This window comes from Pseudomonas sp. ArH3a, assembly GCF_022648765.1.
Lineage (GTDB): Bacteria > Pseudomonadota > Gammaproteobacteria > Pseudomonadales > Pseudomonadaceae > Aquipseudomonas.
Window position 1 is genome coordinate 6,240,046 of sequence record NZ_CP080330.1, and the last position, 14,906, is coordinate 6,254,951.

General features: G+C 61.6%; 15 protein-coding genes. 8 read left to right on the forward strand and 7 right to left on the reverse strand.

Going from position 1 to position 14,906, the window contains the following annotated elements; genetic code table 11:
* Positions 1 to 86: 86 nt before the first annotated feature.
* The 4 genes from ribBA to nrdR are packed head-to-tail and all read right to left on the reverse strand — an operon-like array spanning position 87 to position 3,507.
* Complete coding sequence (gene ribBA / locus K0P33_RS28745; protein WP_094952312.1) at positions 87 to 1,178, reverse strand: bifunctional 3,4-dihydroxy-2-butanone-4-phosphate synthase/GTP cyclohydrolase II; 1,092 nt, start codon at positions 1,176 to 1,178, stop codon at positions 87 to 89.
* Positions 1,179 to 1,193: 15 nt separating this feature from the next.
* Positions 1,194 to 1,856: a riboflavin synthase gene (locus K0P33_RS28750; protein ID WP_242152935.1), complete on the reverse strand. Its 663-nt coding sequence runs from the start codon at positions 1,854 to 1,856 to the stop codon at positions 1,194 to 1,196.
* Between the two features lie 47 nt (positions 1,857 to 1,903).
* Positions 1,904 to 3,040: a bifunctional diaminohydroxyphosphoribosylaminopyrimidine deaminase/5-amino-6-(5-phosphoribosylamino)uracil reductase RibD gene (ribD, locus tag K0P33_RS28755; protein ID WP_242152938.1), complete on the reverse strand. Its 1,137-nt coding sequence runs from the start codon at positions 3,038 to 3,040 to the stop codon at positions 1,904 to 1,906.
* Positions 3,037 to 3,507 carry a transcriptional regulator NrdR gene (gene nrdR / locus K0P33_RS28760; RefSeq protein WP_053258286.1) on the reverse strand — a complete coding sequence of 157 codons (471 nt, stop codon included), beginning with the start codon at positions 3,505 to 3,507 and terminating at the stop codon, positions 3,037 to 3,039. Before nrdR ends, ribD begins: the two co-directional genes overlap by 4 nt.
* 139 nt (positions 3,508 to 3,646) lie before the next feature.
* Between nrdR and K0P33_RS28765 the strand changes: the two genes are divergently transcribed.
* From K0P33_RS28765 to trxA, 3 genes are all read left to right on the forward strand, one after another.
* Positions 3,647 to 4,102, forward strand: a complete 456-nt coding sequence (locus K0P33_RS28765) for a YbaY family lipoprotein (protein ID WP_094952309.1) — start codon at positions 3,647 to 3,649, stop codon at positions 4,100 to 4,102.
* A complete protein-coding gene (locus K0P33_RS28770) occupies positions 4,099 to 4,755 on the forward strand; it encodes a 50S ribosomal protein L11 methyltransferase (RefSeq protein WP_094952308.1) in 657 nt (218 codons plus the stop codon). Before K0P33_RS28765 ends, K0P33_RS28770 begins: the two co-directional genes overlap by 4 nt.
* Positions 4,756 to 4,905: 150 nt before the next feature.
* Positions 4,906 to 5,778 (forward strand): thioredoxin, encoded by an 873-nt coding sequence (trxA, locus tag K0P33_RS28775; RefSeq protein WP_094952307.1) that lies wholly within the window; start codon positions 4,906 to 4,908, stop codon positions 5,776 to 5,778.
* Here the strand turns inward: trxA and K0P33_RS28780 are convergent.
* Positions 5,775 to 6,116, reverse strand: coding sequence for a hypothetical protein (locus K0P33_RS28780; protein ID WP_242152941.1), 342 nt, complete (start codon positions 6,114 to 6,116; stop codon positions 5,775 to 5,777). The genes trxA and K0P33_RS28780 overlap by 4 nt on opposite strands.
* A 129-nt stretch (positions 6,117 to 6,245) precedes the next feature.
* On the opposite strand from K0P33_RS28780, the gene K0P33_RS28785 reads away from it, so the two are divergent.
* The 5 genes from K0P33_RS28785 (at position 6,246) to K0P33_RS28805 (ending at position 10,312) form a co-directional block, all read left to right on the forward strand.
* Positions 6,246 to 6,857 (forward strand): DUF2796 domain-containing protein, encoded by a 612-nt coding sequence (locus K0P33_RS28785; protein WP_242152944.1) that lies wholly within the window; start codon positions 6,246 to 6,248, stop codon positions 6,855 to 6,857.
* Between the two features lie 150 nt (positions 6,858 to 7,007).
* The gene (locus tag K0P33_RS28790) at positions 7,008 to 7,718 is read left to right on the forward strand and encodes an ABC transporter ATP-binding protein (protein WP_094952304.1); all 711 of its coding nucleotides are present in this window, start codon (positions 7,008 to 7,010) and stop codon (positions 7,716 to 7,718) included.
* 1 nt (position 7,719) lies between these two features.
* A complete protein-coding gene (locus K0P33_RS28795; protein ID WP_094952303.1) occupies positions 7,720 to 8,985 on the forward strand; it encodes an ABC transporter permease in 1,266 nt (421 codons plus the stop codon).
* Between the two features lie 11 nt (positions 8,986 to 8,996).
* Positions 8,997 to 9,518: a DUF3299 domain-containing protein gene (locus K0P33_RS28800; protein WP_242152946.1), complete on the forward strand. Its 522-nt coding sequence runs from the start codon at positions 8,997 to 8,999 to the stop codon at positions 9,516 to 9,518.
* A gap of 95 nt (positions 9,519 to 9,613) precedes the next feature.
* Positions 9,614 to 10,312 carry an OmpW family outer membrane protein gene (locus K0P33_RS28805; protein ID WP_094952301.1) on the forward strand — a complete coding sequence of 233 codons (699 nt, stop codon included), beginning with the start codon at positions 9,614 to 9,616 and terminating at the stop codon, positions 10,310 to 10,312.
* A gap of 234 nt (positions 10,313 to 10,546) precedes the next feature.
* Here K0P33_RS28805 and K0P33_RS28810 read toward each other — a convergent pair whose 3' ends face one another.
* Both K0P33_RS28810 and K0P33_RS28815 read right to left on the reverse strand, forming a co-directional pair.
* A complete protein-coding gene (locus K0P33_RS28810; RefSeq protein ID WP_017135982.1) occupies positions 10,547 to 11,431 on the reverse strand; it encodes a sugar nucleotide-binding protein in 885 nt (294 codons plus the stop codon).
* Between the two features lie 1,172 nt (positions 11,432 to 12,603).
* The gene (locus tag K0P33_RS28815) at positions 12,604 to 14,709 is read right to left on the reverse strand and encodes a mechanosensitive ion channel domain-containing protein (protein WP_242152949.1); all 2,106 of its coding nucleotides are present in this window, start codon (positions 14,707 to 14,709) and stop codon (positions 12,604 to 12,606) included.
* Positions 14,710 to 14,906 lie beyond the last annotated feature (197 nt).

Genomic DNA, 14,906 nt, shown 5'->3' on the forward strand with positions numbered 1-14,906 from the left:
GACAAATCTCTTAAAGAGCCGGGACGCGAAAAGTGCGTCCCTCAGTGATGTTTTAACCGCGAACAAGGGGCAAGAATCGCCAGCCTTTATTCGGAGGGCACGTATTCTACAACTTCCAGGTCGAAACCGGATATCGCATTAAATTTCATGGGTGCGCTCATCAGGCGCATTTTGCGTACGCCCAGGTCGCGAAGGATCTGCGAACCGGCGCCGACGATGCTGTAGGTGGTCGGTTTTTTCACCGGCACCTGGTCAGCGGTTTCGCGGATATGCGCCAGCAATACATCACCATCCAACGGGTGGCCGAGCAACAGCACCACACCGCTGCCTGCCTCGGAGACCGCAGCCATGGCCGCGCGCAGGCTCCAGCGGCCCGGTTGCTTGACCATCAACAGGTCGCGCAGCGGGTCCATGTTGTGCACGCGCACCAGGGTCGGCTCTTCAGCGCAAATCTTGCCCAGGGTCAGGGCCATGTGCACGTCGCCTTCCACTGAATCACGGTAGGTCACCAAATTGAATTGGCCCAGTTCGCTGTCCAGCGGCTGCTCGGCAATCCGCTGAACGGTACGTTCGTGGATCATGCGGTAGTGAATCAGGTCGGCAATGGTGCCGATCTTGAGGTTGTGTTCGGCCGCAAAGGCTTCGAGTTCAGTGCGACGAGCCATGGTGCCGTCGTCGTTCATCACTTCGCAGATCACCCCGCTCGGCTCGAAACCGGCCATGCGCGCCAGGTCGCAGGCCGCTTCGGTGTGCCCGGCACGCGCCAGGGTGCCACCTGACTGGGCCATCAGCGGGAAGATGTGGCCCGGGCTGACGATGTCTTCGGCCTTAGCGTCTTTGGCGGCGGCGGCTTGCACTGTGCGTGCGCGGTCGGCCGCGGAAATACCGGTGGTAACGCCGGTGGTCGCTTCAATCGATACGGTGAACTTGGTACCAAAACCCGACCCATTGCGCGGCGCCATCAACGGCAGCTTGAGCAATTCGCAGCGCTCACGGCTCATGGGCATGCAGATTAGCCCACGGGCGTGCTTGGCCATGAAGTTGATGTGCTCAGCCTTGCAGGCCTCGGCGGCCATGATGATGTCGCCTTCGTTTTCACGGTCTTCGTCATCCATCAGGATGACCATCTTGCCTTGGCGGATGTCTTCAACCAGTTCTTCGATGCTATTGAGCGCCACGCGGCACCCCCTTGGTCAGGATTTCAGGTAGCCGTTAGCGGCCAGAAAACTTTCAGTGATGTTCCCAGATGCTGGCTCTGCGGCCTTATCGCCCAACAACAGGCGCTCCAGGTAACGGGCAAGCAAGTCGACTTCCAGATTCACCCGGCGACCTGGCTGATAAGACGCCATGATGGTTTCGCTCAGGGTGTGGGGAATGATGGTCAGTTCAAATTCGGCGCCATTCACGGCGTTCACGGTCAGGCTGGTGCCATCGACGGTGATCGAGCCTTTGTGGGCGATGTACTTGGCCAGCTCTTTAGGCGCGCGAATGCGGAATTCCACGGCGCGTGCGTTTTCGCTGCGCGAAACCACTTCGCCGACGCCGTCGACGTGGCCGCTGACCAAGTGGCCGCCCAGGCGGGTGGTCGGGGTCAGGGCTTTTTCCAGGTTGACCGGGCTGCCGGCCTTGAGGTCGTTCATCGCGGTGCAGTCCAGGGTTTCCCGGCTGACATCAGCGGCAAAGCCGTTGCCCGGCAACTCGATGACGGTCAGGCACACACCGCTGACGGCGATGCTGTCGCCCAACTTGACGTCGCCGAGATCCAGCTTGCCGGTCTCAACCAGCAGGCGGATGTCGCCGCCTTTGGGGGTCATGGCACGGATGCTGCCGATGGATTCGATAATGCCGGTGAACATGGCCTTCTCCTGGAAAACGGGACGGGCGCTTGAGCGCCCGGTCAGAATTATACGCTCGCTGCTGGCATAGGTATGGCAGTGACTCGCCAGTCGTCGCCTACAGCGCGCATTTCAGTGATCTTGAGTTGGGGGGCATCGGCCAGTTTCTCAAGCGGCCAGTCCAGCAAAGGCCGGGCGGCGGAGCCGAGGAACTTGCCGGCGACGAATATCACGTACTCGTCCACCAGCCCTTGCTGGGCAAACGCGCCCGCCAGGCTTGGGCCAGCCTCTACCAACACTTCGTTGACGCCACGGGCGGCCAGGGCCACCAGCGCCGAACGCAGGTCAACCTGACCGTCGACGCCCGGCACTACCAGGCACTCGGGGCCACGGGGGAACTGGTTTTCCGGGGTGACGCAGGTGATGACCAACGCAGGGCCAGCCTTGAAGAATGGCGCGTTGAGCGGCACCCGCAGGCGCCCGTCGATCAACACGCGCAATGGCGGACGTGACATGGCTAAGGCAGTGGTGGCTTCATCCAGGCCCAATTCGGCGGCGCGCACGGTCAACCGGGCGCCGTCGGCCAAGACCGTATCGGCACCGGTCAGCACCACGCTGGCCTCCGCACGCAGGCGCTGTACAGCAGCGCGGGCAGCCGGGCCGGTGATCCATTGGCTTTCGCCGCTGGCCATCGCGGTGCGACCGTCCAGGCTCATTGCCAGCTTGACCCGCACAAACGGCAGGCCGTGTTCCATACGCTTGAGAAAACCCGGGTTCAGCGCGCGCGCTTCGCTTTCCAGCACGCCACTGCGGGTTTCGATACCGGCTTGAGCCAAACGCCGTAAACCGCGCCCGGCCACTTCGGGGTTCGGGTCCTCCATCCCGGCCACCACCCGCGCAACACCGGCAGTCACCAGTGCGTCGGCACACGGCGGTGTGTGCCCATGATGGCTGCAAGGCTCCAACGTCACGTACACCGTGGCGCCGCGCGCCTTGTCGCCAGCGGCGCGCAGGGCATTCGGTTCGGCGTGGGGTTCGCCGGTGCGCTCGTGCCAGCCTTCGCCGACAATCTGCCCATCACGCACAATCACGCAGCCCACACGCGGATTAGGATGAGTGGTGTACAGGCCCTTGCGCGCCAATTCGAGGGCGCGGGCCATGTAATGGGCGTCGAGGACGGTTTGTTCTGCAGAAGGCGAGTTCATTTCTTGACCGGCTCACGGGCCAGGCGGTCGATTTCTTCGCGGAACTCATTGAGGTCCTGGAAGCGTCGATACACCGAGGCGAAACGGATATAGGCGACTTCGTCGAGCTTTTGCAGCTCGCCCATCACCAGTTCTCCAACCACCAGGCTCTTGACCTCGCGCTCGCCGGTCGCGCGCAGCTTGTGCTTGATATGCGCCAGCGCCGCCTCCAGCCGCTCGACACTCACCGGGCGTTTTTCCAGGGCACGCTGCATACCGGCGCGCAGTTTTTCTTCGTCGAAAGGCTGGCGGCTGCCGTCGGACTTGATCAGACGTGGCAGTACCAGTTCGGCGGTTTCGAAGGTGGTGAAACGTTCACCGCAGCCAGAGGCCAGGCATTCGCGCCGGCGACGCACTTGATCGCCCTCGGCGACCAAACGCGAGTCAATGACCTTGGTGTCGTTGGCACCGCAGAAGGGACAGTGCATGGTGGCAGGCAACAAAAAAAGGGAGGGCCATGGTAGCGCATCCCTGTGGCAAGACAAGCCATAGCCTTTACGGTATATAGGCTGACTATTATGTTTCATATTTTTTAAGCCACGGATTTTGTCCTTTCTGGAGCCGTACATGCAGTTACGACCACTCGTTTTACTCGCCCTGTTCAGTTTTCTGGTCGCCTGCAGCAGCGAAGCCCCCAAGCCTTCGTCGCCTCAACCAACGCCCGCCCAAGAGAAAAAAGTACCAGGTATTGAAGACCTCGGCCCCCTGCCGGCCTATCAACGGGAAATCAATGGCAACCTCACCAACATCCCCGCCGGCGCCGAAGTCGAACTGGCGATGCTGGTGATCGACGAACGCAACCGCCCGCAACAACTGCTCGCCAGCAGCGTACTGACCGGCAACGGCAAGCCACTGGCCTTCCGCCTGCGCTTCAACCCCGAAGCCTTCCCGGCCGGTGCACGCGTTGAACTGCGCGGGCGCGCCAGCCAGTCCGGCCAGTTGATCCTGCACCTGCCTGCCGTGCGCATCACCCAGGCGATCACCCAAACCACCGGCCCCCTGCAACTCGTCAAGGCACCATGACGCCACCGTTGGACCTGCAACGCGCCCTGAGCGAACTGATCGGCGACGCGCAACTGGTGCCCTGCCCACTGCCGGGCACCGCGTTGTCGTTGTGGCTGTTGGATGCGGACAACATGGACCGCGCCTTCAGCCCCGAAGAAACCCGACGCATCCTGCATGAACCGCCGTACTGGAGTTTTTGCTGGGCCAGCGGGTTGGCGCTGGCGCGCTACCTGGCGGCGAACCCTGAGTGGGTCGCCGGCAAACGCGTGCTGGATTTTGGCGCTGGTTCCGGCGTGGCTGGCATTGCCGCCGTTAAGGCTGGCGCGTTGGAAGTGGTGGCCTGCGACCTCGACCCGCTGGCCTTAGCGTCCTGCAGGGCGAATGCCGAGCTCAACGGCGTGCAGCTGAGTTACTCAGCCGACTTTTTCGCCGAAGCCGACCGCTTCGACCTGATCCTGGTCGCCGATGTGCTCTACGACCGCGCCAACCTGCCGCTGCTGGATCAATTCCTGACGCGCGGCCGTGAGGCCCTGGTGGCGGACTCGCGGGTGCGGGACTTCCAGCACCCGGCTTATCAGCGTCTGGGAATCCTTGATGCGCTGACGCTGCCCGACTTGGCCGAGCCTTGGGAGTTTCGCAAGGTGAGCCTGTACCATTCGCGGCGCCCTTGAGGCCATCGCGGGCAAGCCCGCTCCCACAGTTGACCGCGCCCCTCTATGGGCGCTGGCGTGCCTGCGAGAGCGATCTTGAATCAACCACGCTTTCAGCCAACCGTGCCAGCCCTTATAGTTGCCCCATTCCCGCTTTATTCGAGATGCCCCATGAGTGAGCCCACGCCGTACATTTTCGACGTCACCACCGCCAACTTCGACCAGGCGGTTATCCAGAACTCCTTCGAAAAACCCGTACTCGTGGATTTCTGGGCCGAGTGGTGCGCGCCGTGCAAGGCGTTGATGCCAATGTTGGCGAAAATTGCCGAGAGTTATCAGGGCGAGTTGCTGCTGGCCAAGGTCGATTGCGAGGCCGAGCAGGATATCGTCGCGCGCTTTGGCATTCAAAGCCTGCCCACCGTGGTGCTGTTCAAGGACGGCCAGCCGGTGGATGGGTTTGCCGGGGCGCAGCCGGAGTCGGCGGTGCGGGCGATGCTGGAGCCGCATGTGCAGATGCCGCCGCCCGCTGCAGCTGACCCGCTGGAACAGGCCCAGGCGCTGTTTGCCGAAGGCCGTATCAGCGACGCCGAAGCGGTGCTGGTCGCGATGCTGGGTGAGGACAACACCAATGCCGCCGCCCTGATCCTGTACGCGCGCTGCCTGGCCGAACGCGGTGAATTGGGCGAAGCCCAGAGCGTGCTCGACGCGGTGAAAAGCGATGATCACAAAGCCGCCCTCGCCGGGGCCAAGGCGCAAATCACCTTCCTGCGCCAGGCCGCAGACCTGCCCGACGCCGCCGACTTGAAAAGCCGCCTGGCGCAAAACCCGCAGGACGATGAAGCGGCATACCAACTGGCGATTCAGCAACTGGCGCGCCAGCAATACGATGCGGCGCTGGAGGGCTTGCTCAAGCTGTTTATCCGCAACCGCAGCTACAGCGAAGGCCTGCCGCACAAGACCTTGCTGCAGGTGTTCGAACTGCTCGGCAATGACCACCCGCTGGTCACGGTGTACCGCCGCAAGTTGTTCGCTGCGCTGTACTAATCGCCGACCCAGCTATACAGCGGCGTATCTCCGCCGCTGGCCACTTTGACCTTGGCGCTATGGCGCAAGCGCACCAGCAGGCGTTTGCCTGATGCGGCGTCGCCGGCCAAGCCTTCCAACTGATCGAGCAATTCCAGCCCGTTGAGTTGCCCGGCCTTGAGCAACAGGTCTTGGGCGTTCTGCCACAGATCGTCGTTCTGTTTAACCGGCGCAGCGGTTGGCTCGCTCGGCATGGGCGCCGCCTGCAAGTGGGCGCCCAGTCGCGCCCAATCACCGTCGTCCAGCTCCAGGGTCAAGTCCACCGGCATGTCGCCGACGGTTCCGCGAATTCGCAACATCGTCATTCTCCTGCACTTTTCTGACAGGCATGCTCCCACGCGGCTTGCGCAACGCCAAGCGGGCGGTCAAACTCCGGGGCCATTGTTATAAGATCACATAACAAAACTTTCATGTTCTGGAGCCTTCTCATGCGCCGTCTGCTGCTTGCTTTGCCGTTTGCCCTGTTGCCACTGGCTATCGCCCATGCCGCCGAAGAACATGATCATGACCACGCGCATGGCAGCCTCGGCGCGCATGAACACGGCGTCGGCCGCCTCAACGCAGTGCTCGACGGTCAGGCCCTGGAGCTTGAGTTGGAAAGCCCGGCGATGAACGTGGTGGGCTTCGAACACCTGGCTACCACCGCCGCCGACAAAGCCAAGGTCGCCGCCGCACGCAAACAGCTGGAAAACCCGCTGGCCCTGTTCAAACTGCCTAAGTCCGCCGGTTGCGTGATCAGCACCCAGGAACTCAACAGCCCATTGTTCGGCGACAAGCCAGAAGCCGAGCATGACGACGACGATGACGACCACGCCACCGACGGCAAAGGCGCGGCCGCTCACGAACATCATCACGACCACAGCGAAATCCACGCGCACTACCAATTCACGTGCGCCACACCGACTGCGCTGAGCAATCTGGACCTGAGCCAGGTGTTCAAGACCTTCCCCGCCACCCAGAAAATTCAGGTACAACTGATCGGCCCAAGCGGTCAGCAGGGTGTTGAAGCGACGGCCACCGCGGCCAGCCTGAAATTCTGATGTGAAAATCCAATCACTGTGGGAGCTGGCTTGCCTGCGATGCAGGCTCTTCGGTCTATCCGGCACACTGCGGCGATGCTATCGCAGGCAAGCCAGCTCCCACACTTGATCGGTGTCATCATCCAAATCAAACCAGACCACTGATTTCCTATGACCCAAGCGTTAATTGAACTGTCTGATCTGGGCTTCAACTGGCCCGGCCACCCACAGTTGCTGGACATCCCCGCATTCCGCCTGGAAGCTGGCGAAACCCTGTTTCTCAAAGGCCCCAGCGGCAGTGGCAAAACCACTCTGCTCGGGCTTTTGGGCGGCGTGCAGAAACCCACCCGGGGCAGCATTCGCCTGCTCGGCCAGGAGCTGACCGAGCTGTCGGCCGGCGCCCGCGACCGCTTCCGCGTGGACCACACCGGCTACATTTTCCAGCAGTTCAACTTGCTGCCGTTTCTATCAGTGCGCGAGAACGTTGAGCTGCCTTGCCACTTTTCCAAGCTGCGCGCGCAACGCGCGGTTCAGCGCCACGGCAGTGTCGACCAGGCCGCCGCGACCTTGCTCGCGCATTTGGGTTTGAAAGATAAAGACCTGCTCGAGCGCCGCGCCGACTCACTGTCCATCGGCCAACAGCAACGCGTAGCCGCCGCCCGTGCGCTGATCGGCCAACCGGAGCTGGTGATCGCCGACGAACCCACTTCGGCCCTGGACTACGACGCCCGCGAAGCTTTCATCCAGTTGTTGTTCGCCGAATGCCGCGAAGCTGGCGCCAGCCTGCTGTTTGTCAGCCATGACCAGAGCCTGGCGCCGCTGTTCGACCGCAACCTGTCGCTGACAGAACTCAATCGCGCCGCCACGCCCGCAGAGGTTTGAGATGTATCTGTTCCGTCTAGCCATGGCCAGCCTGGCTAACCGCCGCTTTACCGCGATCCTCACCGCCTTCGCCATCGCGCTCTCAGTCTGCTTGTTGCTCGCGGTAGAACGCGTGCGCGTTGAGGCGCGCAACAGTTTTGCCAGCACCATCAGCGGCACCGACCTGATCGTCGGCGCCCGCTCGGGCTCAGTTAACTTGCTGCTGTACTCGGTATTCCGCATCGGCAACGCCACCAACAACATCCGTTGGGACAGCTACGAGCACTTCGCTGCCAGCCCGCAGGTGAAATGGGCGATCCCGATTTCCCTCGGCGATTCGCACCGCGGCTACCGGGTGATGGGCACCAACGAATCCTACTTCGAGCATTACCAGTACGGCCGCAAACAGAACCTCGAACTGGCCATCGGCCGCGCCTTCGCCACCGACCCGTTTGAAGTGGTGCTTGGTGCTGAAGTTGCCGATGCACTGCATTACAAGCTCGGCGACAAGCTGGTGCTGGCCCATGGTGTCGCGGTGGTCAGCCTGGTGAAGCACGATGACAAACCATTCACCGTGGTCGGCATTCTGAAACGCACCGGCACCCCGGTGGACCGCACGCTGCACATCAGCCTTGGCGGGATGGAAGCCATCCATATCGACTGGCACAACGGCGTGCCCGCCCAGGGCAAAGGCCGTATCAGCGCCGATCAGGCGCGCAATATGGACCTGACCCCGCAAGCCATCACCGCGTTTATGCTCGGTTTGAACAACAAGATTTCCACCTTTGCCCTGCAACGCGAGATCAACGAATTCCGTGGTGAACCGATGCTGGCGATCCTGCCGGGCGTGGCGCTGCAAGAGCTGTGGAGCATGATGGGCACCGCCGAAAAGGCACTGTTTGTGATCTCGCTGTTCGTGGTGCTGACCGGTTTGATCGGCATGCTCACGGCGATCCTCACCAGCCTCAACGAACGCCGCCGCGAGATGGCGATCCTGCGCTCGGTGGGCGCACGGCCCTGGCATATCGCAACGTTGCTGATCTTCGAAGCGTTCGCCCTGGCCTTGTCCGGTGTGGTGGCGGGCGTCGGCTTGTTGTACGTGTGCATCGCCGCGTCGCGCGGGTATTTGCAGGCCAACTATGGCCTGGACTTGCCGATGTCGTGGCCCAGCGAATATGAATGGACCTTGCTCGCCGGTATCTTGGCGGCCGCGCTGTTGATGGGCAGCGTGCCCGCGTGGCGTGCCTATCGACAATCTCTGGCCGATGGCCTGTCCATACGTTTATGAGGAAGGCTTCGATGCGTCGTGCCCTGTTTGCCTTGTTGCTGCTGGTGGTGGTGCCTGCCTGGGCCGAAGATCAGCCCAAGGATCTGTCCTGGCAGGAAATGATCCCGCCGGACGCGCCGCCGGAAATCCCCAATATGAAGCCGTTGCACGACCTGTCGAGCATGGCCGATGCGCTGTCGGTCGAGTCGGCGCCCGCCGTCAAGCAAGACTTGCCCAACGCGCCAGTGGTGCAGAGCCTCGACGGCCAGCACATCCGTTTGCCGGGTTACATCGTGCCGCTGGAGGTCAGCGAAGAAGGCCGCACCACCGAGTTCTTGCTGGTGCCGTATTTCGGCGCGTGCATCCATGTGCCGCCACCGCCGTCGAACCAGATCGTGCATGTGAAAAGCGAAGTCGGGGTGAAACTCGACGAGCTGTACCAGCCGTATTGGATCGAGGGCGCGATGCAGGTCAAGCCGTCTTCGAGTGAATTGGCCGATGCCGGTTATCAGATGGACGCCGACAAGATTTATGTCTACGAACTGCAGGAATAAGGCCTGTTCACCCTTTCATTGAGCTGAGTCAAAGGATCGAACGGAACGATCTTTACCATTGGACGTACAACTTTTAACGTCCTCTTGGAGCTCCCATGAACAAGTCTCTGCTCGGCGCGTCCCTCTTCGCGCTCGCCCTCGCCGCCCCTGTCGCACACGCTCACGAAGCGGGCGACATTCTGATTCGCGCCGGTGCAATCACCGTGAATCCGAAAGCAGACAGCAGCAGCGTGAAGGTCGACCAGGGCCCATTGGCGGGCACCAACCTGGGCGGCAAGGCGACCATGAGCAGCGACACTCAACTGGGCCTCAACTTCGCCTACATGATCACCAATCACGTCGGTATCGAACTGCTGGCGGCCACGCCGTTCGAGCATGACGTGAAGATCAAGAACACCGCCCTGGGCGCTGCCAACGGCAAGCTCGGTACGCTGAAACACCTGCCGCCGACCTTGAGCGTCGTGTACTACCCGCTCGACAACAAATCCGCCTTCCAACCGTACGTGGGCGCCGGTATCAACTACACCTGGATCTACGACGAGCACGTCGGCAGCCGCGCCGAACAAGCTGGCTTCAGCAACTTCAAGGCCGAAAACTCCTGGGGCTGGGCCGCGCAGATCGGCGCCGACTACATGATCAACGACAAGTGGATGATCAACGCCCAGGCGCGTTACATCGACATCAGCACCAAGGCCACCGTGGACAACAACGCGCTGGGCCAAGGCACACGCGCCAAGGTCAACGTGGACGTCGACCCGATGGTTTACATGGTCGGTATTGGCTACAAGTTCTAAGCAACACGGCATAACCCATGTGGGAGCTGGCGTGTGTGGGAGCTGGATTGCCTGCGATAGCATCACCTCGGTATCACTGATACACCGAGGCGATGCTATCGCGGGCAAGCCCGGCTCCCACACACGCCCGCTCCCATATTTGGTTTTGTAGGGTCTCAGCTGTGGCGGTAGAGCCTGTCGGGCATCGCCGGCAACCCCACACAAAACCTGATCCCACATTGGTTTTGTGTGGTGTCAGCTATGCCGATAGAACCGATCCAGCAGCGCCGGTAAACCGGCCCGCCACGCCCGTGGCTTGATGCCGAAGGTGTGCAGAATCTTCTTGCAGGCCAGCACCGCATGTTGCGGTTCATCCGCCGCATCCGGCCGTGCCGCATGGGCCTGGGCGGTGGGGGACTCGATCGCCAGCGGGTGAAAATTACGTGCTTCAGTGAGGATCGCCTGGCCCAGCGCCAACGGTGTGGTCGCCTCGTGCCCGGCGTAGTGATACGTGCCCCACAGCGGCGCCGCGCAATCAAGTTGCTTGAGCACCGAGATGATCACCCGCGCCGCGTCGTCCACCGGCGTCGGGTTACCGCGCCGATCATCGGCCATCAGCAGCTCGTCCGGCTTCTCGGCCCGGGCCAAAAAGCGCCCGAGGGTGCCGTCCACGCTGTCATCCAGCAGCCAACCAAACCGTAGCAGCACATGTTGCGGGCAAGTCGCACGCACGCTCTGTTCGATACGCCACAACGCCTGGCCGCGCAGGCCCAGGGGCACCGGCTCGTCTTTTTCGCTGTAGGCGGTGGCGCGGGAGCCATCGAACACGCGGTAGCTGGAGGGTTGCAGCAAGGTGATGTTGTGGTGCTGGCAAAGCTCGGCCAGGCGTTCGATGGCGAACTCCTGGGCAGCCAGGCGGGTTTCGCTGACCGCTTCGGCCTGGAACCAGTCGAAATAGTAGGCGAGGTTGATCAACGCATCGGGACGAGTGTCGTCGAGCAATTGGGTGAGGCTCGCGGCATCCCAGCCGTCTTGGGGCGGTTTGGGTGCGAGGAAACCAATGTCTTCCTCTGCACCGAGGCGAATCAGCGCCTGCCCGAGGGCATTCCCGCCGCCCAGTAACATAAGGCGCATTCGCATAGAGTGTGCAGGCCCGGTCTGTTTGGAACGATGGTTATTGTCGACGGGCGGGTAACGCCTGCCGTAGGTTTATTCCAGAATCGTTGCATTTTGCGGGTTTGTAGCGCAACCGTCACGGATAAAGTGCGGGGTTGCAACTTGGCACCGCTGGGTGCATATCCGTTATTTGGGTAACGGCGGCTATTGGTTCCGCTCTTACAGCGGGTCACTTTTGGAAAAGAGCCCCAAAAGTAACCAAAAGGGCTCTTGCCCCACCACTCGGCACCTCGCTCACGCTTCGGTGTGCCCTCACTCCGGCTTTGGAGCGGGGGCCGCCGCCATGGGCCATCCTTGGCCCATCGCGGCTAAACCGGCGTCCTGCCGGTTTACCCCCGCTCCAAAGCCTGCGTTCGGCCAGCGTGGTTAACGGGGCGCCTAAGATCAAGATCAAAAGCAAGAGCACGGCGGCCTAGTAGCCGACCTGAGTGGTTAAATCAAAAGCAAAACCGAGGCGGCCTGACAGCCGACCTGATCTTGATGGCTGAACTCAATCTAATGTGGGAGCTGGCTTGCCTGCGATGGCATCAACTGGTTATGCCTGATACACCGAGGTGTCTGCATCGCAGGCAAGCCAGCTCCCACAGAAAAGCAGAGCATTGCAGTGCTGGCAGCCAAACTCGCTCCCACATTGGGATCTCATTACATCAGCTAGATAGGCTTCTGCTCTGCTTCTGCTCTGCTTTTGCCTTGCTTTTGCTTCTACCACTCAGGTCGGCTACTAGGCCGCCGTGCTCTTGCTTTTGATCTTGATCTTGATCTTGATCTTGATCTTGATCTGAGGCGCCCCGTTAACCACGATGGCCGAACGCAGGCTTGAATCCGTGGGTAACCCGGCAGGACGCCGGGTTAGCCGCGATGGGCCAAGGATGGCCCATGGCGGCGGCCCACGGATTCAAGCCGGAGTGAGGGCATGCCGAGCCTAGGCGAGGCACCGAGTGGTGGGGCGAAGACTTTTTGCTTACTTTTGGGTCTTTCCAAAAGTGAGCCGCTGTAAGAGCGGAACCCTAAGCAGCCGTTACCGCAGCAACGGATATGTACTCATATCTACCTAAAAACCCCGTAAAAAGCTTAGCGCAACACAAAAAGTTGCATAGATACCTCTGCCCATCACGAGCAAGCCCGGCCACCACGAATTATTGAGACCTGGGCTGCTCGGTCAACACCACCGAAGCCGGCACCTCGGCATCCGGCTCATCCACCTGGGCTGTACGCTTAGGCAACAGAACCTGCTGTGGATAAGTTTGCGCGAAGTGCACCTCATCACACTTATCCACAAGCTTTTTCAAACGCTGGTTAAACGCACGGCTCACCGCATATTGCCCGCCCGACACCGTGCGGAATTGCGCGGTGAGCACCACGCCGTTGAGGTCCATTTTGTCGACGCCAAACACCTCCAGCGGCCCTTGCAGGTTGTACTTGAGGAACACATCGTCGCGAATCGATTGCCCGGCCTCGCGGATCAGTTCCACGGCCTTGTCCACGTCGGTGTCGTAGGTGAACTGCACCGAGAAGAACGCGTAGGCAAATTGCCGCGACTGGTTGGTGACCGCCTTGATCTGCCCGAACGGCACCGAGTGCACAAAACCCTTGCCGTCGCGCAGGCGCAGGGTGCGGATGGTCAGGCCTTCGACGGTGCCGGCGTGGCCGGAGTCGAGCACCACCCAGTCGCCGATGGACAGCGTGTCTTCAATGATGATGAACAGGCCGGTGATCACGTCCTGCACCAGTTGCTGCGAGCCGAAACCGATGGCCAGGCCGACCACACCGGCACCGGCCAGCAGCGGCGCGACGTTGATGCCCAGGTTGGCCATGGTGGTGATCGCGCAGATCACCACCAGGACGATTTTCACCGCGTTACGCAGCAGCGGCAGGATGGTTTTGACCCGTGTGCTTGGCTGGCGGCTCGAGCGTTTATTCACCGGCGGCTTCAGCGCCTCCTGGATCGCGGTGTCGAGCACCACCCAGAACAGCCAGGTCATCAGCAGGATCAGGCCGATGCTGCTGAGGGAGTCGCTGATCGCGCGGCCCACCGAGTTGCGCTGGGCAAATTCGAACAGCGAGATGCCCCAGATACGCCCGAGAATTTCGATAAACGCGATGGCCATGACGATGCGCAGGATCGCGTGCAACAGGCTAAGGAAGCGTTCCTTATAGGCGCTGCTGCGCTGGATCGTCACCTGGCTGCGAGACTTGAACAGGTGTTGCAGCACCGTGCTGAGAAAGACCGTGCCGATCAGCAAAATCGTGGTGAACAGCGCGCAACGCAGGGCCTTCTGGTTATCGTCGCCGGCGCCGATCAGGTTGATCGCCGAGACCAGCACCATCAACAGAATCGGCCAGTACCACAGCCCGGAAAACACCCGCAGCGACTGCTGCAATGCCGGGTGTTTGAGGCGCTGGGCCAGTGGCCGATTACGGATCAGATGCGCCACCGGGCGACGCAGGCGCACCACCAGCACACCGAAAATCACCGCCGCGAACAGGCCGGTGAATACCGCGATGCTGCTGGTGATATTGCCACCCAACTGCCGGGCGATTTGCGGGCTGGTCAGCGCGTCACTGAGGGCCGCGAGGAAGCCAATCAGGAACAGCGGCTTGGGGCAGTAATCGCGAATGATCTGCACAGCCGGACGTTTGTGGCCGACGTTGAACATGACGATCACGCACAACAACATCGACGTGGAAAAGATACCGCTGCTGGTGGCGTAGGCAAAACACAGCGCCAGCGCGCGGCCCACTGACGAGGGCAAGAAGTGGCTGACGTAGAGGGTCAGCGGCAGGCAGATAATTGCTGGAACCGTGAAGGGCACCACATACCCAAGGATGCCTTGCAGGCGCTCGCGCTGTTCGACGAAATGCCGCCGACTCAGGCGCTGGACGAAAAAGCGCCCCAGTAGCATCAACACCGCAAAGGCGCCCACCCACACCCCGGACAGCAACAGGAAGTCCCCGGCCACGCTCCACGGCGAGCGTTGGGCGGTCTGGTCGACCAGGCGCCCGACTTCATCCGCCGCGCGGTCGGCGCGCAGGCGCCAAGCGTCGATGAGGTTTTGATTGAGCTCGAGTTTGTCCTGCACGTCGTCAATGCTGGAGCTGATGGCGCCGAGCAGGCCGCCTTCTACCAGCAACTCGGGTTTGGCCGGCGTTTCGGCTGCAGGCGCGGTGGCCGCAGCTTGCAGTGCGCCGCTGCCACAAAACAGCAGCGCGCCAAGCAGTAATGCAGCCTTTAGATTCAGCAAAACATCGAGCTCCTTCAGCAGGGTCTGTAAGGAACTGACGGGTTTTCATCCTCATCGTTCCCTGGCGTTTTCCGCACAAGCCAACACCCGACACTGCGCGCCTGATTGAAACCTAGGGTTGACCCTTGCGGCGTTTAACGTGGGGATCGCGGGGGTGCCTGGGCCGGTGGCCTGATAGTGGCGCACATTAATGTGGG